This window comes from Mesorhizobium sp. M1428 (assembly GCF_040317515.1).
Classification (GTDB): domain Bacteria; phylum Pseudomonadota; class Alphaproteobacteria; order Rhizobiales; family Rhizobiaceae; genus Mesorhizobium.
The window spans coordinates 160,305-176,519 of record NZ_JAMYKT010000014.1 but is presented as its reverse complement, the minus strand read 5'-3'; the positions used below and the strand labels follow the sequence as shown (position 1 = coordinate 176,519).

General features: G+C 62.6%; 20 protein-coding genes and 2 tRNA genes. 12 read left to right on the top strand and 10 right to left on the bottom strand.

Going from position 1 to position 16,215, the window contains the following annotated elements; translation table 11 throughout:
- Nucleotides 1-188: 188 nt before the first annotated feature.
- Together NKG60_RS20795 and NKG60_RS20790 are read left to right on the top strand one after the other, a co-directional pair.
- Complete coding sequence (locus NKG60_RS20795; protein ID WP_502912320.1) at nucleotides 189-2,411, top strand: cation:proton antiporter domain-containing protein; 2,223 nt, start codon at nucleotides 189-191, stop codon at nucleotides 2,409-2,411.
- 379 nt (nucleotides 2,412-2,790) lie between these two features.
- A complete protein-coding gene (locus tag NKG60_RS20790) occupies nucleotides 2,791-3,024 on the top strand; it encodes a DUF680 domain-containing protein (protein ID WP_352975434.1) in 234 nt (77 codons plus the stop codon).
- Between the two features lie 397 nt (nucleotides 3,025-3,421).
- Here NKG60_RS20790 and NKG60_RS20785 read toward each other — a convergent pair whose 3' ends face one another.
- From NKG60_RS20785 to NKG60_RS20760, 6 genes are all read right to left on the bottom strand, one after another.
- Complete coding sequence (locus NKG60_RS20785; RefSeq protein ID WP_352975433.1) at nucleotides 3,422-3,937, bottom strand: SixA phosphatase family protein; 516 nt, start codon at nucleotides 3,935-3,937, stop codon at nucleotides 3,422-3,424.
- Between the two features lie 4 nt (nucleotides 3,938-3,941).
- A complete protein-coding gene (locus tag NKG60_RS20780) occupies nucleotides 3,942-4,133 on the bottom strand; it encodes a type II toxin-antitoxin system RelE/ParE family toxin (protein WP_352975431.1) in 192 nt (63 codons plus the stop codon).
- A 78-nt stretch (nucleotides 4,134-4,211) separates the two neighbouring features.
- Nucleotides 4,212-4,499, bottom strand: coding sequence for a type II toxin-antitoxin system ParD family antitoxin (locus NKG60_RS20775; RefSeq protein ID WP_352867343.1), 288 nt, complete (start codon nucleotides 4,497-4,499; stop codon nucleotides 4,212-4,214).
- A 34-nt stretch (nucleotides 4,500-4,533) separates the two neighbouring features.
- Nucleotides 4,534-5,241, bottom strand: coding sequence for a phosphoribosylglycinamide formyltransferase (purN, locus tag NKG60_RS20770; protein WP_352975429.1), 708 nt, complete (start codon nucleotides 5,239-5,241; stop codon nucleotides 4,534-4,536).
- Nucleotides 5,238-6,302: a phosphoribosylformylglycinamidine cyclo-ligase gene (gene purM / locus NKG60_RS20765; RefSeq protein WP_352975428.1), complete on the bottom strand. Its 1,065-nt coding sequence runs from the start codon at nucleotides 6,300-6,302 to the stop codon at nucleotides 5,238-5,240. The genes purN and purM overlap by 4 nt, the downstream gene beginning before the upstream one ends.
- Nucleotides 6,303-6,556: 254 nt before the next feature.
- On the bottom strand, nucleotides 6,557-7,204 hold the full coding sequence (locus NKG60_RS20760; RefSeq protein WP_352975427.1) for a glutathione S-transferase family protein: 648 nt from the start codon (nucleotides 7,202-7,204) through the stop codon (nucleotides 6,557-6,559).
- A 189-nt stretch (nucleotides 7,205-7,393) separates the two neighbouring features.
- Here NKG60_RS20760 and NKG60_RS20755 point away from each other — a divergent pair, with 189 nt between their 5' ends.
- The 6 genes from NKG60_RS20755 to NKG60_RS20730 all read left to right on the top strand — a co-directional run bounded on the left by NKG60_RS20755 (nucleotide 7,394) and on the right by NKG60_RS20730 (nucleotide 11,087).
- Complete coding sequence (locus NKG60_RS20755) at nucleotides 7,394-7,951, top strand: CDP-alcohol phosphatidyltransferase family protein (protein ID WP_352566705.1); 558 nt, start codon at nucleotides 7,394-7,396, stop codon at nucleotides 7,949-7,951.
- Nucleotides 7,923-9,149 carry an AI-2E family transporter gene (locus tag NKG60_RS20750; protein ID WP_352975426.1) on the top strand — a complete coding sequence of 409 codons (1,227 nt, stop codon included), beginning with the start codon at nucleotides 7,923-7,925 and terminating at the stop codon, nucleotides 9,147-9,149. The genes NKG60_RS20755 and NKG60_RS20750 overlap by 29 nt, the downstream gene beginning before the upstream one ends.
- A 5-nt stretch (nucleotides 9,150-9,154) precedes the next feature.
- Nucleotides 9,155-9,856, top strand: coding sequence for a DnaA regulatory inactivator HdaA (gene hdaA, locus NKG60_RS20745; protein WP_352670194.1), 702 nt, complete (start codon nucleotides 9,155-9,157; stop codon nucleotides 9,854-9,856).
- A 15-nt stretch (nucleotides 9,857-9,871) separates the two neighbouring features.
- Entirely contained in the window at nucleotides 9,872-10,207 is a 336-nt protein-coding gene (locus tag NKG60_RS20740) for a hypothetical protein (protein WP_352867357.1), read from the top strand.
- 242 nt (nucleotides 10,208-10,449) lie between these two features.
- A complete protein-coding gene (locus tag NKG60_RS20735; RefSeq protein WP_095483249.1) occupies nucleotides 10,450-10,707 on the top strand; it encodes a type II toxin-antitoxin system Phd/YefM family antitoxin in 258 nt (85 codons plus the stop codon).
- Nucleotides 10,704-11,087, top strand: a complete 384-nt coding sequence (locus NKG60_RS20730) for a type II toxin-antitoxin system VapC family toxin (RefSeq protein WP_352670188.1) — start codon at nucleotides 10,704-10,706, stop codon at nucleotides 11,085-11,087. The genes NKG60_RS20735 and NKG60_RS20730 overlap by 4 nt, the downstream gene beginning before the upstream one ends.
- Before the next feature lie 70 nt (nucleotides 11,088-11,157).
- Here the strand turns inward: NKG60_RS20730 and NKG60_RS20725 are convergent, their stop codons facing one another.
- Nucleotides 11,158-12,159, bottom strand: a complete 1,002-nt coding sequence (locus tag NKG60_RS20725; RefSeq protein ID WP_352867362.1) for a GlxA family transcriptional regulator — start codon at nucleotides 12,157-12,159, stop codon at nucleotides 11,158-11,160.
- 126 nt (nucleotides 12,160-12,285) lie between these two features.
- On the opposite strand from NKG60_RS20725, the gene NKG60_RS20720 reads away from it, so the two are divergent.
- Nucleotides 12,286-13,113, top strand: coding sequence for an alpha/beta fold hydrolase (locus tag NKG60_RS20720; protein WP_352975425.1), 828 nt, complete (start codon nucleotides 12,286-12,288; stop codon nucleotides 13,111-13,113).
- A 123-nt stretch (nucleotides 13,114-13,236) separates the two neighbouring features.
- On the opposite strand, the gene NKG60_RS20715 is transcribed toward NKG60_RS20720, so the two are convergent.
- A tRNA-Pro gene (locus NKG60_RS20715) sits at nucleotides 13,237-13,313 on the bottom strand.
- A gap of 160 nt (nucleotides 13,314-13,473) precedes the next feature.
- On the opposite strand from NKG60_RS20715, the gene NKG60_RS20710 reads away from it, so the two are divergent.
- The 3 genes from NKG60_RS20710 (at nucleotide 13,474) to NKG60_RS20700 (ending at nucleotide 15,184) form a co-directional block, all read left to right on the top strand.
- The gene (locus NKG60_RS20710; protein ID WP_352670180.1) at nucleotides 13,474-13,779 is read left to right on the top strand and encodes an ETC complex I subunit; all 306 of its coding nucleotides are present in this window, start codon (nucleotides 13,474-13,476) and stop codon (nucleotides 13,777-13,779) included.
- A 49-nt stretch (nucleotides 13,780-13,828) separates the two neighbouring features.
- Nucleotides 13,829-13,905, top strand: a tRNA-Arg gene (locus tag NKG60_RS20705).
- 58 nt (nucleotides 13,906-13,963) lie between these two features.
- Entirely contained in the window at nucleotides 13,964-15,184 is a 1,221-nt protein-coding gene (locus NKG60_RS20700) for an anion transporter (RefSeq protein ID WP_352975423.1), read from the top strand.
- Between the two features lie 105 nt (nucleotides 15,185-15,289).
- Here the strand turns inward: NKG60_RS20700 and NKG60_RS20695 are convergent, their stop codons facing one another.
- Together NKG60_RS20695 and NKG60_RS20690 are read right to left on the bottom strand one after the other, a co-directional pair.
- Nucleotides 15,290-15,601, bottom strand: coding sequence for a cupredoxin domain-containing protein (locus tag NKG60_RS20695; RefSeq protein ID WP_352975457.1), 312 nt, complete (start codon nucleotides 15,599-15,601; stop codon nucleotides 15,290-15,292).
- 14 nt (nucleotides 15,602-15,615) lie between these two features.
- Nucleotides 15,616-16,140: a DUF4142 domain-containing protein gene (locus NKG60_RS20690; RefSeq protein ID WP_352975420.1), complete on the bottom strand. Its 525-nt coding sequence runs from the start codon at nucleotides 16,138-16,140 to the stop codon at nucleotides 15,616-15,618.
- Nucleotides 16,141-16,215: the final 75 nt, after the last annotated feature.

The window sequence follows — 16,215 nt, the reverse complement described above, 5'->3', positions numbered from 1 at the left end:
AACGCAACGGCTGTCTGGCAACGCAACGCCCTGTCGCGCGTTGTTGGACACGTGCATTGGGCGATGGGGGTTTCATGGCTTGGCAGGCTCCGACACGTTCCAGCCTGGCGCTGTTGGTTTGCGCTTTCGTTCCCGCAGGCGCGGTCTGGGCGGCGGAGACGCTCGTTGCCGGGACCAAGGCCTCCGGCATGGGTGGTTCGGGCGAAGGCGCTTTCGTCGCCGAGATCGTGCTTCTGCTGCTTGTCGGGCGCGGCCTGGGCGAAGTGCTGCAGCGCTACGGCCAGCCGGCAATCATGGGCCAACTGATCGGCGGTATCCTGCTCGGTCCTTCGTTGTTCGGCTGGCTGTGGCCGTCGGCCCAGCATTTGATATTTCCCAGTGATCCCGCGCAAAAGGGCATGATCGACGCGGTCTCGCAGCTCGGCATCCTGATGCTGCTTTTGCTGACCGGCATGGAGACGGACCTGCGGCTGGTGCGCCGGGTTGGCGCGGCCTGTTTTTCCATTTCGGCTACCGGCGTCGTGGTGCCCTTCATCTTCGGTTTCGCGCTGGCGCAGTTCCTGCCGGACGCATTGCTGCCTGACCCCACGCAACGCACCGTCGCCGGGCTGTTCCTGGGCACCGCGCTGTCGATCTCGTCGGTCAAGATCGTCGCCATGGTGGTGCGCGAGATGAACTTCATGCGCCGCAACCTCGGACAGGTGATTATTTCCTCAGCAATCATCGAGGACACGATCGGCTGGCTGGTCATCGCCGTAACCTTCGGCATCGCCACCAATGGCAGGCTGCAGCTCGTACCGCTGGTGACCACCATCGCCGCCGTGGCACTGTTCATGGTGTTCTCCTTCACCATTGGCCGCCGTCTTGTCTTCACCTTGATCCGCTGGACCAACGATCAATTCCGCAGCGAGTTTGCGGTGATCACCATGATCCTCATCATCATGGGCGTGATGGCGCTGATCACCAACATGATAGGCGTCCATACCGTGCTGGGGGCGTTCGTCGCCGGCATCCTTGTCGGTGAATCGCCCATCCTCTCCAGCCATATCGAAGGCCAGCTGCGCGGCGTCATCACCGCGCTGTTCATGCCGATTTTCTTCGGCATGGCGGGGCTTTCCGCCGATCTCACCGTGCTCGCCGATCCGACGCTTGCCATGCTGACGGGCGCTCTCGTGCTCATCGCCAGCATCGGCAAGTTTGGCGGCGCGTTCATCGGCGCCAAGCTCGCCGCCATGTCATTCAAGGAAGCAATCGCCGTCGGCAGTGCAATGAACGCGCGCGGCTCGACCGAGGTGATCGTCGCCAGCATCGGCCTGTCGATGAACATCCTATCGCACAATCTCTTCACCATGATCGTCACCATGGCCGTGATCACCACCTTGGCCATGCCACCGATGCTGCGCTGGGCGCTCGGCCGGCTGCCGGTTGGGCATGACGAGCAGCAGCGTGTCGAGCGCGAGGCATTGGACGAATACGGCTTCATTTCCAGGCTGGAGCGGCTGCTGGTGCTGGTCGACGACAGCAGGATCGGCAAGTTCACTGCCTATCTCGCCGGACTGGTCGGCGGAGGCAGCGGCATGCCCACCACCTTGCTTCGCCTGCCCACCACCTTGCTTCAGCCGAAAGACGGCCGAGTTGACAGGCCGACCGACAGCAAGGGACAGGAGCGCGCCCTGCAGGAAATCAAGAAGGGTGCAAGAAAAAGCGCTCAGGCGGTGAAACGGATCGAAGATACGCTTGTCGATAAAGTCCACCTGACGGCCCGCACCGAATTGGAGGCCACGGGTGAGACGATCGCCGAAGAGGCCCGCAAGGGATACGGCCTGTTGCTGGTCGGCCTTGACAACGTGCTGACCTCCGATGGTGCCTTCGCGCCGGCCCTCAACGACATTGCCGCGGGATTTGACGGCCCGCTTTGTCTGGTCCTGAACGGCGGCAATGCTGCCGAAAAGATGCCGACGCTGAAGGCCGGCACCAGCATTCTCGTCCCCGTCAACGGTACCCAGGTGGCGCGTCGCGCCGCCGACTTGGCGCTGGCCTTGGCCCGTCCAAACCGGGCACGGATCAAGGTTCTCTATGTCTCGCAAAGGGCAGCCAAGGGCCGCAGGTCGACATCGGTGTCGCATAGCCGCGAAGAGGCCGTCCTGAAAGACATCGCCGATCTGGCGGGCCGCTACGGCCTGCATATCGACACAGCGTTCCATACCCGCGTCACACCCGACAAGGCGATCACCCGGGAGGCGGCCAAAGGCGCGGCGATCGTCGTGATGGGCGTCACCCAACGTCCGGGTGAGGACCTGTTCTTCGGCGAAACCGCCGGCGCTGTTTTAGCCGCCTGCAACTGCCCCGTCGTGCTTCTGGCCAGCGCGCGACCCAAGCATGACGCCGCTGGCACTGAGCTGGCAGCGTGAATTTCATGGCGCATTGATCCGTCGGCAGGAATGTCGATCGAGGCTCTAAAATCGCTGATCAGCCAAGCGTAGAAGAACTCGAACCGAACGGTTCGGTTTCTGTTGACAGAGCGTACAGGAATGGGTGAACGCCGGCTCACGGAATGTTCGCGCCGAAAATCATCAATGACCGCATAACTAATTGAAAAGGAGGAAGAACATTGTGGCGACAGGAGCCGCATGTCGAATTTCAAGCGGCCAATTTGGCGCACCCTTACTAAATTTTCGTGATTGGCAACGACAGGCTTGCCGACCCATCTCGGGGTGGTCCGAGCGACGCGAATTCCTCCCAAGGCACGCCACTTGACGGACAGACCAAAGAACTACCGGAGTAGCCGAAATGACCAAGATCGCTCTTACCGCCGCCGCCATCCTTGTTGCCACCGGCACTGCCTTTGCCGGCAGCGACCACTATGGCGCGGACAACGTCAACCAGCCGGCGGCTCCTGCTGCCAACGTCGACAACACGTTTACCGGCTCGATCCGCAAGCCGGTTACTTCCGAACATACCGGTGCCAAGACGACTTCCGAGTCGGTGGCGCCTGAATCCGGCCAAGGCATCTGGGGCCGCTGATTATCACGGCCCCGGATTACAAGAGCGGCGGGCCTGGCCCGCTACTCTTGCTTTCACCTGTCAACGGGGTGCGCGCCGGATCGCATCCTGCGCCAATCGAACACTTTGAATTTGCAGGTTTCATCTGTAGCCACAATCTCGGTTGCTGAAACCGTCCAGCAACGTGCACTTCGAAAAAAAGCCGGGTAAGTATTCGTCGGCGCGGACAGCGCTCTCATCTCGAATGCGTCGAAAGCAACGACAACTCACGAATGATCAGTACACTGGAGTACCTGAAATGACCAAGATTGCTCTTACCCCGGAGCACAACGAGCGGCGGGCTTGGCCTGCCGCTCTTGTTTGTGCGAAGCCGGGTTTGGCCGAAAGGTCGGCGATCCCCCGGCCTGCCAGGCAATCCCTAGCGAAGGTCCTTCGGCCAAATGCAGTGCGTCAGCCGGGCGCTGCCGAAGCTGAGACCGGCCCAATCGCCATCGACGTCGAAACGGGCCAGGGCCGCGGTCGGAAATTTTTCCGCTAGCTTCTTCAGCGCCGCTTCGTCCGATTCAGCCCCGGCAAGCCCGCGCGCGAACTCCTCCAACCCGGGATTGTGGCCAAGCACCAGCAGCGTTCCGGTTCCCGCCTTTACTTGCCGAACCTTGGCGAGGATGTCCGCCGCCGCTGCCTCGTAGAGCGCCTGGGCAAATTTGGCCTGCACCTTTGCCGGCAATTCCGCCGAGACCAGCCGCCATGTGTCGCGGGTGCGCAGCGCCGGCGATACCAGTGCCAGCTCCGGCAGCCAGCCGCGCCGGGCCAGTTCGCGTCCGACCAGCGGCGTTGCCTTCAGCCCGCGCGCGGACAGCGGCCGGTCGAAGTCGATGAGGCCGGGATCGTCCCAACTCGACTTGGCGTGACGCAGGAGCAGCAGTTGCTTCATGGATTCAAAATAAGGCCGAAACGTCGCGTGCGCCATGCACGACGCGGACGATCCCGACCCGCTGTTCGGCCGGCCGATAAAGCACGAGATAATTGCCGATCGTCAACGTACGCACATCGGCAGCGATGTTGGGCCTCTTGGGACCGGATTCCGAGAATGTCCCCAATTGCACGACGCGCTCGGCAATAGCATGCAAAAAGCGGTCCGCGGCAAGCGGGCTATCCAAATATCGATCAGATCATCTTCTGCCGCCGGGCTGCGGACAATGCGGATGTCAGCCATTCCGCCGGTTTTTGCTAGTGTTGCCCAACCGGCTGCGGGCCTTCTGTATTATGTCCTCGATGTCGAACGGCGCAAACGGGCCGCTCTCCAGCCCTTCCGTCCAGGCTTTCCGCAACCGCTCCGCTTCGGCCTCGCGCAAGGGCTGGCGAAGCCGCCATTCGCGCAGTGCCTCGCGGATCACTTCACTTGCCGAACCGTACTGCCCGCTGGCCACCGCGCCTTTGACAATGTCCAGCAGTTCCGGGGAAAGCGCTACGCTGACTTTTTCGACTGTCGCCATCCAGCCGTCTCCTCGCAAATTCAAGAACTGACTCTTACGGCGTGATCCGCGCCAGGTGCTCGAGATCAGTCTCTTCGCGCAGCGGGTCGGGCGCGATCACTACCGACGTGGCGTTGTCGGCATCGTCGGCGAAGCGCGAAAAGACCGTGCGGCCGCCTTCCATTCGCGCCTTGCCTTCGGCGACCAGCCCCAGCGCCAGCGGATAGAGCTGGTGCTCGGCCTTGAGCACGCGCGCGGCCAGCGTGTCCTCATTGTCGCCGACCATCACTGGTACCGCTGCCTGGGCGATGATCGGCCCATCATCCATGTCGAGCGTGACGAAATGCACCGTGCAGCCATGGATGCGCATGCCCGCGCGAATGGCTCGCGCGTGCGTATCCAGCCCCTTGAAGGCAGGCAGCAGGGCAGGGTGGATATTGACCATCCGGCCCTGCCACTTCTCGACGAAATGCGCGCCGAGGATGCGCATATAGCCGGCCAGTGCGACGATCTCGGCGCCGAACGACGAAAGGGCCGCGTCGATCGCCCCGTCATGCGCTTCCTTGCTGGCATGGTCCGAGCGCGAAATCACCTTGGTGGCGATGCCGCGCGCCGCGGCGATGCCGAGACCGGCGGCATTGGCGCGGTCGGAGATGACGCCGACGATCTCGGCCGGATAGGCCGGGTTGCTCGCCGCCGCGATCAGCGCCGTCATGTTGGAGCCGCGCCCCGAGATAAGCACTACGGTGCGTTTTCTGGTCATAGCCCGATCGAGCCCCGATAGATGACGCCCGCATCGCGGCGTGGTACGATCTGGCCGATCGGCGTCACCGTGTCGCCGGCCTCCTGCAGCACGGCGGCGACCTGCGCCGCCTGGCCGGAGGCGACGACCAGGATCATGCCGATACCGCAATTGAAGGTGCGCATCATCTCTTCCGGCGCGACGCCGCCGGTCTTGGCCAGCCACGAAAACACCGGCGGCACCTCGATGGCGCCGAGATCGAGCTCGGCCGAAAAATCCTTGGGCAGAACGCGCGGGATGTTTTCGGGAAAGCCGCCGCCGGTGATATGGGCCAGCGCCTTGATGCCATGCGTGTTGCGGATCGCCTTGAGGATCGATTTGACGTAGATGCGGGTCGGCTCGAGCAGCGCCTCGGCCAGCGTCGCCTCGTCATTGAACGGCGCTGGATCGCCCCAGCCAAGGCCGCTTACCGCGACGATGCGGCGGACCAGCGAAAAGCCGTTCGAATGCAGGCCCGACGAGGCGAGGCCGAGCAGCACATCGCCCTCGACGATGTCGTCGGTCGGCAGCAGCTGGCCGCGTTCGGCCGCACCGACGGCAAAGCCGGCAAGGTCGTAATCCTTGTCGTGGTACATGCCGGGCATTTCAGCGGTCTCGCCGCCGATCAGCGCGCAACCGGCCTGCCGGCAGCCTTCGGCGATGCCGCCGACGATCGAAGCGCCCTGGTCGGGATCGAGCTTGCCGGTGGCGAAATAGTCGAGGAAGAACAGCGGCTCGGCGCCTTGCACGACGATGTCGTTGACGCACATGGCGACGAGGTCGATGCCGATCGTATCGTGCTTGCCGGCGTCTATGGCGATCTTCAGCTTGGTGCCGACGCCGTCATTGGCGGCGACCAGTACCGGATCGGTGAAGCCGGCTGCCTTGAGGTCGAACAGGCCGCCGAACCCGCCGATCTCGCCATCGGCGCCCGGCCGGCGGGTGGCGCGCACCAGCGGCTTGATCTTCTCGACCATGAGGTTGCCGGCATCGATGTCGACGCCCGCTTCGGCATAGGTGAGCCCGTTCTTGCGCTTGCTCATACTCTTTCCCTGCTTTCCCGGGCTCTTCGCATGAACGGTTTCGGTCCGCAAGGATAACGGCGCTGAAACTGCCGATCTCCCCACTTGAGGGGGAGATGCCAAGCAGGGCAAAGAGGGCAGGCCAGAGGGGGGCGCTGTCCCGCCGACCTGCCGACCGGCACCATTGCGCATCCAGATCAAACCCCAACCGGGTTTCCAGATATCAATGAGCTTGAGAAAGGCCTGCGGTAGGCTCAGCTTTACGAGGCAATTTTTCAGGTGGTCGATGGGGCGTTGATCGCAAATTGCGCGGCGAAAGCCCGGATATAAGCCGGCCGAGCTTCCCCGCGCGCTACATAGGCAGCCACGTTTTGATATTCGTCCAAAATCCCGGACATTCTTAGTCGCAGCAGCACAGATACCATCAATAAATCGCCCGCGCTGAACGTATCATCGAGCCAGTCGGCGACGCCTAAGTGGGCCGAGAGTTTGTCCAGCCGAGCGCGAACACGGTCCTTTACCAACGGCAAGCGCTCCTCGCTCCAAGGCTTGTCGCGTTCGAATATTCTTGCCGTCGTTAATTCGAGGATCGGCGGCTCGACGGTGTTAAGTGCAGCAAACATCCACGTGATCGCACGCGCGCGGGCATTGCGATCCTTCGGCAGCAGGCCCGCATGCTGCTCAGCAAGATGGAAGACGATCGAGCCGGTCTCGAACAGCGAGAGAGAACCTTCCTCATAGGTGGGGATCTGGCCGAAGGGATGGATGGCCAGATGGTCGGGCGCCTTCATGTCTGCGAAGGAAACAAGACGAACTTCATAAGGCTGCCCCACTTCTTCGAGCGCCCAGCGAACGCGCGTATCGCGCGCCAGTCCCTTGCCGCCATCGGGCGATCGTTCAAATGCTGTGATAGTGATTGTCATCGCGTCTGTTTCCTTGCCTGGGCGAATATCTTCGGCTTCCTATGGTGAGACGAATGAGCCTCACCGAAATCGACGTCGGTCTTGACCTATTTCATTGTGGGGAGATTGGCAGCTTGTGTGTCGCTTCTCACTTGCCGTAACCCTCCATCTCCATCATGTATCGACAAACAAGAGCGACGGGATATGCGTTTGACCATCCCCAACATGATCACGATCATGCGCTTCGTGCTGGTGCCGGCCGTGGTGCTAGCCATGCTGCAGGAACGCTGGGACTGGGCCTTTGCCGGCTTCCTCGTTGCCGGCATTTCCGACGGGGTCGACGGCTTCATCGCCCGCCATTTCAATCAGTTTTCCCGCCTCGGCGCCTATCTCGATCCGATGGCCGACAAGCTGCTGCTGGTCTCGGTTTTCGTGGTCCTGGGCTTCAGCGGCGAACTGCCGCTGTGGCTGGTCGTTACCATGGTGTCGCGCGACGCACTGATCGTCTGCGCCGTGCTTTTGTCCACCGTCATGGCGCATCCCGTCGAGATGAAGCCGCTCCTGGTGTCGAAGGCCAACACCGCGATCCAGATCGTGCTGGCGGCAGTGGTGTTGGGCGAACTCGCCTTCGACATCCGTCTCGATCCCCTGAGGCCGGCCCTCATATTGCTGTCCGGGGTCTTGACCGTGGCTTCGGCCGCGGCCTATCTCGTGGCTTGGCTGAGGCATATGAGCGGCTATGGCGAAGGCTCCACACCCGGCACCTGAACGCGGGGCACCTGAACACCGGGCACCTGACGAACGGTCCATCGACGCCGAGGCTGAAGCCGCGGCGGCGGAGGCTTCGGCATCGGCGTCGTTTCGCCGCCAGATCCGCTTCTGGCTGGTCAGCGCAATCATCCTCGCCGTCTTCCTCTATGTCTTCAGCGGCATCCTTCTGCCCTTCGTCGCCGGCATGGTGCTCGCCTATTTCCTCGACCCCGTCGCCGACCGGCTGGAGCGTCTCGGCCTGTCCAGGCTGATGGCGACGGTGGTCATCCTCATCGCCTTCATCGTCGTCCTGGTGCTGGCCGTCGTCATCCTGGTTCCGGTGCTCGCCTCGCAGATGGCCGATTTCGCCAGCAAGCTGCCGGACTATCTGACCCGTCTGCAGGGCCTGATCACCAGCTTCGACCCGAAATGGCTGGAAGAGAAATTCGGCGTCGATGCCAACGGCCTGCGCGAAGGCCTGAACTCGCTGCTGACCTCCGGCTTCGGCCTCCTGACCACGGTCTTCACCTCGATCTGGAGCTCCGGCGTGGCGCTGGTCTCGGTTGTCAGCCTGTTCGTGGTGACGCCGGTCGTCGCCTTCTACATGCTGCTCGACTGGGACCGCATGGTGGCAATCGTCGACAGCTGGGTGCCGCGCGACTATGTCAAGACCGTCAGGACGATCGCCAGGGACATCAACACGGCGACCGCCGGCTTCGTGCGCGGCCAGGGCACGCTGTGCCTGGTGCTCGGCGCCATGTATGCCACCGGCCTGACGCTGACGGGGCTGAATTTCGGCATCCTCATCGGCCTGTTCGCCGGGTTGATCTCGTTCATCCCCTATGTCGGCTCGCTGACCGGCCTGGTGCTCGCCGTCGGCGTCGCCTTCGTCCAGTTCTGGCCGGACTGGACCATGATCGCGGCGGTGGCCGGCGTGTTCTTCGTCGGCCAGTTCATCGAGGGCAACATCCTGCAGCCCAGGCTGGTCGGCAAAAGCGTCGGCCTGCATCCGGTGTGGCTGATGTTTGCGCTGTTTGCCTTCGGCGCGCTGTTCGGCTTCGTCGGCCTGCTGATCGCCGTACCGGCTTCCGCCGCCGTTGCCGTTCTGGTGCGTTTCGCCATCGCGCGCTACCTCGAATCGCCGCTCTACAAGGGCCATTCCGACGAGCCGGTGCCGCCGCTGCAGGTGCGGCGCCGCGGGGGCGCGCGCGGTTGAGCCATATGCCGGACAAGATCGATCCGCCGCGTCAATTGCCGCTCGATCTAGGCCACGGCACCGGCTATTCGCGCGACGAACTCGTCGTCTCCAGCACCAACAGCCAGGCCGCTGCGCTTGTCGACCGCTGGCCGGACTGGCCCTCGCCGGTCGTTGTGCTGGCCGGGCCGGCCGGCTCGGGGAAAACCCACCTGGCCTCGATCTGGCGGACCCGCGCCGGTGCGGTGAAAGTGGAGGCGGGCCGCATCGGCGACTGCATCGAAAATCTCGGCGCGCGCCCGGCCCTGATCGACGATGTCGATGCCGGCCCGGTCGACGAACATGGCCTGTTCCACCTGATCAATGCGGTGCGCGGCGCCGGCTCGACCTTGCTGTTGACGGCGCGCCGCTTTCCCTCCGCCTGGGGCGTCAGGCTGCCCGACCTGGCGTCGCGGCTCAAGGCCGCGGCGACCGTCGAGATCCACGAGCCCGACGATCTTCTGCTGGCCGGCGTCATCACAAAGCTGTTCGCCGATCGACAGGTCGAGGTCGAGCCGCATGTCGTGCAATATCTGGTGCGCCGCATCGAGCGCTCGCTGGCCACTGCCATGCGGGTGGTCGAACGGCTCGACCGTACCGCGCTCGAGCGCAAGACGCCGATCACGCGGGCGCTCGCCGCCGAGACCGTCAGCGCCATGGACGAAGGGCAGGGCGAGTTCGAGATTTAGGGGACGGCATACAAAATGGCATCTGAATTCAGTTCATACGACATCATTGATCCGTTTCTGATGGCGTGGGCAAAACGGTACGGAATACGAGTCGCCACTAAATATCGCGACGATGATGTCCGTTCTATCTGGGTTTACGACAAGAATGGTAATAGTCGCGCTCAGATGTGGCTCGATTTGCCAGACGTCCACGGCAACGTAACCATTGTGGCGTCGGAGCTGGATCCTAAAAGTGCCACAAAATGGGGTGCCCGAGAGGAGCGCCACGCATCTCCAGAAATGCTGCAAGGTGCGCTTGAAGAACTACGGCTAATAGTCTTTGACTGGGCTGGGGAAGGTGCGTTCACGTAGTCTCACTCGATGGCCTGGTGTCCCATTTCGGGAAACCAGTGCTGGCATCTGTCTTGCAACATCAGCCTTGCCGGCTAACCCCGGTCCTGATTGCGTATCAAATCAGGTTGTAGGCTCGCCGGGAGTTGAGGCGGTTGGGGTTCTCTTCCCGGCGAGCTTACCTTTGGCCGTTGTAATGGACCATTGAATGGTCTATTTTCACTGAAATATGGACCAGAGGATGGTCCATAGAGGAGCGGCTCATGCAGGTATCCGTTACAGACGCCAAGGGACAGCTGACCGAATTGGTGCGTCGTGCCGAGGCAGGTGACGAGATCATTCTGACCCGTCACGGTCATGCGGCCGTGCGCCTAGTTCCCGTCAAGGCAGTGCCGGACAGGAAAAGCCGTCGGGCGTTGCTGGAGGCGATGCGCGCATCCGGCGCCGCGAGGGCGAAGGCCGGGCCATCTGCCGCGCGAAGCCAGGATTTCCTCTACGGCGATGATGGCCTGCCTGAATGATCGTGGTCGATACCTCGGCGCTGATGGCGATCGTTCTTGACGAGCCGGAGGCTGATGTCTGCATCGCGGCGCTCGAGGCCGAAGACGAAATTCTGATTTCCGCCGGCACCGTGGCAGAAGCGCTGATCGTCGCGTCGCGGCGAAATGTCGGCGAAGAGCTGTCCGGCCTGATCGACGGGCTTGGTTTCGAAATCGCGGCAGTGACGCCGGCCTCTGCGCGTCGCATTGCCGAGGCCTACGCAAAATGGGGTAAGGGCATTCACTCGGCCGCGCTCAATTTCGGTGACTGCTTCGCCTATGAAGTGGCGAAGGAACATGCCTGCCGCCTGCTTTATGTCGGCGACGATTTTTCGAGGACCGATATCGAAAGCGCTCTCTAAGGAAGCAAGGCAAGGACCATAGGCGCGATTTTGCTTTGCTGCCCGGGTCGAGCCGCCACCGCTGCCACGTTCAGTTCCCGCCGTCCGACAGGGCGGCGCGTTCCGTGCCGAAGCGCTTGCGATAGTCGCCGGGCACAAGCCCGGTTATCCTGGCGAATACTTTGCGGAAGGAGCCGGGATCGTCATAGCCGACCTCCCAGGCGATCTGGTCGATCGATCGCATCGTGGTTTCCAGCATCTCGCGCGCCTTGCCGACGCGCAGGTGCTGGCAATATTCGGTCGGCTTGAGGCCGGTGGCGTTGCGGAAGCGCCGCAGGAAAGTCCGCTCCTCCAGCCCGGCTTGCTCTGCCATGGCGCCGAGCGTCACGTCACGCGCGCCGTTCGCCTGCAGCCAGTGCTGCACCTTGAGGATCGCTTCGTCGCCATGGGTCAGCCGTGGCGCGAACGGGCTGTAAAAACGTTGCTCGCGGCCCGGCGGATCGACCAGCATGAAACGCGCCGTGTCCATCATAACGGTCGGCCCGAGCACCCTGTCCACCAGCTTCAGGCCGAGGTCGGTCCAGGCCATGTAGCCGCCCGCGGTGATGATGTCGCCATCGTCGATGACCAGCCTGTCGGCGTCGAGCAGGATGCCTGGAAAGCGTAGCGCCAGCGCGTCGCGATAGGCCCAGTGCGTTGTCGCCGCGCGACCGGACAACAGGCCGGTCTCGGCAAGCACGAAGGCGCCGGCGCAGACCGAACCGAGCGTCGCCCCTGCCGCATGACGGTCCCTGAGCCAGCCGGCATAGGGCGCGGCTGCTTCCCGAGCGATCGGATCTCCCAAGGTCGGCGGGATGATAGCCATGGCTGGTTCATTGTCGGCGTCGGGGTCGCTGTCGAAGGTGCGGACTACAGTCTGGCCGGCGTTCTCCAATTGCCAATGGCTGACGCGAAGCCTCAACGCGTCCAGCGACCGATCGGCCGCCAGCCGGTTGGCCAGCATGAAAAGATCGGTCAAGCCGAGCACGGCTGCTTCCTGAACGCCGGGGTACAGGACAAGGCCGATCTCGACCGATTTACGTGCGACGCTCATTTGTCAGTTTTGCCATGCCCGATGTCCGTTTTGCCAATCCCATAATGACGGTGCTTCAATATTTGTCTAGCCGAAGGAGCAAAACCTCTGACTGCAACTCCAATTTTCGGATCAAGGACTACGAAAATGAGCACATTCACCACCCATGACGGCACCGAGATTTTCTACAAGGATTGGGGCAAGGGCCAGCCGATCGTGTTCCATCACGGCTGGCCGCTGAGCGCCGACGACTGGGACAACCAGATGCTGTTCTTCCTCGAAAAGGGGTATCGCGTCATCGCACACGACCGCCGCGGCCACGGCCGCTCGTCGCAGACCGCGACCGGCAACGAGATGGATACCTACGCCGCCGATGTTGCGGCGCTGGCGGCGCATCTCGATCTCAGGGATGCGATCCACATTGGCCACTCGACCGGTGGCGGCGAGGTGGCGCGTTACGTCGCGCTTTATGGCGGCGGCGGCCGTGTTGCCAAGGCGGTGCTGATCGGCGCCGTGCCGCCGATTATGGTCAAGACCGACAGCGACCCCGGCGGCTTGCCGATCGAAGTCTTCGACGGCTTTCGCGCGGCTCTGGCCGCTAACCGCGCCCAGTTCTACAGGGATGTGCCGGCCGGCCCGTTCTATGGCTTCAACCGCGAGGGCGCCAAGGTCTCGCAAGGCGCCGTCGACAATTGGTGGCGCCAGGGCATGATGGGCGGAGCCAAGGCCCATTACGACTGCATCAAGGCATTCTCGGAGACCGATTTCACCGACGACCTCAAAAAGATCGAGGTTCCCGTCCTGATCATGCATGGCGACGACGACCAGATCGTACCGATCGCCGATTCCGCGCTGCTTGCGGCCAAGCTGGTGAAGCACGGCACGCTCAAGGTCTACAAGGGCCTGCCGCACGGCATGTGCACCACCCACCCGGAGATCATCAATCCGGATCTGCTGGCCTTCATCCAGGGCTGACGGCTTACATGTCGGACGGGCAGCGCGGGCTCGTGCTGTCCGTCCGTCGCTTAACCATGACCGGGGATGGAGACACGCTAGAGCGCGATCCGCTTGCCCTGCCGACGAGATTTGCTTGATGAATGGTCGGAGTGGAGAGATTCGAACTCCCGACCCTCTGGTCCCAAACCAGATGCGCTACCAGGCTGCGCTACACTCCGAACGGTCTGTTGCCTAGTGATTTCAGCCCGCCAAAGCAAGCGTAAAAAGCCATCGGCCTTGCTGCCGGCGGCATTGCGCAGTAATGACGGGCTAGTGCATGGCCAGAGAACAGTAATCCGGTCTCGGGGTCGTGTGCTTGCAACCAGCAATGAGGTGGTCATGTCAGTCCGCATTTTCAGCCCAGCCAAAACCGCGATGCAGTCCGGCAAGGCCAAGACCGGCTATTGGGTGCTGGAATTCGATCCTGAGCAGCGCAAGAAGATCGATCCGCTGATGGGCTACACCACGTCCGGCGACATGCGAAGCCAGATCAGGCTGACCTTCGACACAAGAGAAGAGGCGGTCGCCTATGCCGAGAAGGAAGGGCTGGCTTTCCGCGTCGAGGAGCCGAAGGAAATCAAGCGCCGCCAGATTTCCTATGCGGAGAATTTCCGCTATGACCGCAGGACGCCCTGGACGCATTGATCCATACCGGCCCTGCCGGCACAATCCGCCGGTCACGCGGCCGGCCAGCGGTCCCGTAGCTCAGCTGGATAGAGCACCGGCCTTCTAAGCCGATGGTCACAGGTTCGAACCCTGTCGGGATCGCCAATATTTCCAGGTCCATTCCGGACAGGTTCACTCGCCAGTCGCACAGGATTTCCGACACATGACAGCGATGGGCGCGGCGGCATTGCTGATCCTGGTCCTGACCTATGCCGGCGTCGCCATCGGCAGGATACCCGGGCTGCGCCTCGACCGGGCAGGCATCGCGCTGCTCGGCGGTGCGGCGATGATCGCCATCGGCGCCCTCGATATGGAAGACGCCTACCGCGCCATCAGCTTCGACACCATCACGCTTCTGCTCGGCATGATGATCGTCGTGGCGCATCTGAAAGTGTCGGGCGCCTTTCGCGCGCTCGGCGGGTTCGCCATCGAGCATGCGCATGCGCCGTTCATGCTGCTGGTGATGGTGACGCTGTTGACCGGCGTCCTGTCGGCATTCCTGGTCAATGATGCCATCTGCCTGGTCATGGCGCCGATCGTCGTCCATGTCACCCGCGTCATCAACCGCAACCCGGTTCCCTACCTGATCGCCACGGCGACCGCATCCAATTGCGGCAGTGTCGCCACCATCACCGGCAATCCGCAGAACATGGTCATCGGCGCCCTGTCGGGGATTTCCTATCCGGCCTTCTCGGCGGCGCTTGCGCCGGTCGCGGCGTTCGGCCTCGTCGCCGTCATCGTTATCATCCGCATCGTCTACCGCACTGAATTTTCACGCAAGGCCGAGCTCAGCCCCGAAGTCTATCGCGGCCGCATGCTGCCGGGGCAGGTGCTGAAGGCGGTGGTCGTCTGTATCGGTTTGGCGATCGCCTTCTTTGCCGGCGTTCCGGTCGCCAAGGCAGCGCTGATCGGCGGCGCGATTCTGTTGCTGACCCGCGCCATCAAGCCTGAGCGCATCTATCGCGAGATCGATGGGCCGCTGCTGTTCATGTTCGCCGGGCTGTTCATCGTCGTCGCCGGGGCGGAGAAGACATTGCTTACGCCCGACATCGTCGCTTGGGCAAAAGACCTCGGGCTGAATGATGTCTGGCGACTGTCCGGCTTCACCGCAGTGCTGTCCAACATCATGAGCAATGTCCCGGCCGTGCTGGCGCTGAAGCCGTTCGTGCCCGGACTGGAAGATCCCGAGCGGGCCTGGCTGGTCGTCGCCATGAGCTCGACGCTAGCGGGCAATTTCACGCTGCTCGGCTCGGTCGCCAACCTGATTGTCGCCGAGCACGCGCGGGTCTCCGGCAAACCGCTGGGCTTCATCGCCTTCTTCAAGGTCGGCCTGCCGTTGACGCTGGTCACGCTTCTTGTCGGGACGGCGTGGCTGGCGGCCTAAAACGCGTCGCATTCGACCGGCCGCATGCGACGCACTTCAGGCTCTTTTTATACATGTCGTTATCGCAAAACCGCTGCACACTTTTGCGCGACATGCAGTAGCCAGTCAGGGCGACGTCACCGTGAGATGGCCTCTCATGTTCGGATGGAAGCGGCAGAAATAATCGACCGATTCCGCCTTCTTCACCGTCAGGCTCGCCGCCTTCTTCGGCGGGATCATCACTTCCCAGCCGCCGTTGACGGTTGCCGTGTGGGCGAACACGTCCTTGTTCACCCACTTGATCGTGTCGCCGACCTTCGCCTCGATCTTTGCCGGCGAAAACACAAGCTTCTCGATCGTCACCTCGATGGTTTCGGCCTTGGCCGGCGCGGCGCCGATGGTCAGCGCCAGCGCAACCCACAGATGCCGCCTCGACATCATTGGCTCAATCCTCACTTCAGCATGCCGGCGACGTGTTCGGCGTGCTGTTCGTGGCCCTGGAATATTTTCAGGCCGGTTTCCAGCAGGCTCTTCAGCTCGGCATTGCTGGCCGACGGGATCAGCAGTGTTTCGAGCGCGCCGTCGACCTGCTTGTGGTAGGCCACTTCATTGGCGACATAGGCCTTGTCGAACGCTGCGCCCTTGAGCTTGGCAAGCTTGGCACGTTCCTCGGCCGCCGCCTTGGTCAGCGCCTTGCTGGTCGGATTGTCCTCAGGCGTGACCTTGAGCTTCTTGACCAGGTCGAGAGCCTGTTTGTTGACCGCTTCGTGATCTCGCAGCATGTCCTTGGCGAAATCCACGACCTCCTTGTTCTTCGATTTCTTCAGCGCCTGCTTGGCCGCCTCGACGTCAAGCACGCCGGCTGTGTAGGCGATATGTGCGATCTGCGGATCGGTCGGCTTGTCGGCAGCTTGCGACAAGGGTGCTGCGCTAAGCAGGAGAAATGCGGTCAGTGCCGCGGTCGATCGAATAAACATGATGCTCTCCTTCGCCCCGACGCGGAACGGCATCGGGCTTCGTTTTCAGTGATGCTCATTGGATGCAGGTCGCCG

Bases quoted from the DNA above. Each gene is read 5' to 3' on its own strand.
- NKG60_RS20710 (WP_352670180.1), top strand. From the start codon at position 13,474: ATGTCAGTCCGCATTTTCAGCCCAGCCAAAACCGCGATGCAGTCCGGC.
- NKG60_RS20750 (WP_352975426.1), top strand. From the start codon at position 7,923: ATGGCGAAGGCTCCACACCCGGCACCTGAACGCGGGGCACCTGAACAC.
- NKG60_RS20735 (WP_095483249.1), top strand. From the start codon at position 10,450: ATGCAGGTATCCGTTACAGACGCCAAGGGACAGCTGACCGAATTGGTG.
- purN (WP_352975429.1), bottom strand. From the start codon at position 5,241: ATGACCAGAAAACGCACCGTAGTGCTTATCTCGGGGCGCGGCTCCAAC.
- NKG60_RS20760 (WP_352975427.1), bottom strand. From the start codon at position 7,204: ATGACAATCACTATCACAGCATTTGAACGATCGCCCGATGGCGGCAAG.
- hdaA (WP_352670194.1), top strand. From the start codon at position 9,155: ATGCCGGACAAGATCGATCCGCCGCGTCAATTGCCGCTCGATCTAGGC.
- NKG60_RS20725 (WP_352867362.1), bottom strand. From the start codon at position 12,159: ATGAGCGTCGCACGTAAATCGGTCGAGATCGGCCTTGTCCTGTACCCC.
- NKG60_RS20740 (WP_352867357.1), top strand. From the start codon at position 9,872: ATGGCATCTGAATTCAGTTCATACGACATCATTGATCCGTTTCTGATG.
- NKG60_RS20785 (WP_352975433.1), bottom strand. From the start codon at position 3,937: ATGAAGCAACTGCTGCTCCTGCGTCACGCCAAGTCGAGTTGGGACGAT.
- NKG60_RS20795 (WP_502912320.1), top strand. From the start codon at position 189: ATGGGTGGTTCGGGCGAAGGCGCTTTCGTCGCCGAGATCGTGCTTCTG.
- NKG60_RS20775 (WP_352867343.1), bottom strand. From the start codon at position 4,499: ATGGCGACAGTCGAAAAAGTCAGCGTAGCGCTTTCCCCGGAACTGCTG.
- NKG60_RS20700 (WP_352975423.1), top strand. From the start codon at position 13,964: ATGACAGCGATGGGCGCGGCGGCATTGCTGATCCTGGTCCTGACCTAT.
- NKG60_RS20720 (WP_352975425.1), top strand. From the start codon at position 12,286: ATGAGCACATTCACCACCCATGACGGCACCGAGATTTTCTACAAGGAT.
- purM (WP_352975428.1), bottom strand. From the start codon at position 6,302: ATGAGCAAGCGCAAGAACGGGCTCACCTATGCCGAAGCGGGCGTCGAC.
- NKG60_RS20730 (WP_352670188.1), top strand. From the start codon at position 10,704: ATGATCGTGGTCGATACCTCGGCGCTGATGGCGATCGTTCTTGACGAG.
- NKG60_RS20790 (WP_352975434.1), top strand. From the start codon at position 2,791: ATGACCAAGATCGCTCTTACCGCCGCCGCCATCCTTGTTGCCACCGGC.
- NKG60_RS20690 (WP_352975420.1), bottom strand. From the start codon at position 16,140: ATGTTTATTCGATCGACCGCGGCACTGACCGCATTTCTCCTGCTTAGC.
- NKG60_RS20695 (WP_352975457.1), bottom strand. From the start codon at position 15,601: ATGTCGAGGCGGCATCTGTGGGTTGCGCTGGCGCTGACCATCGGCGCC.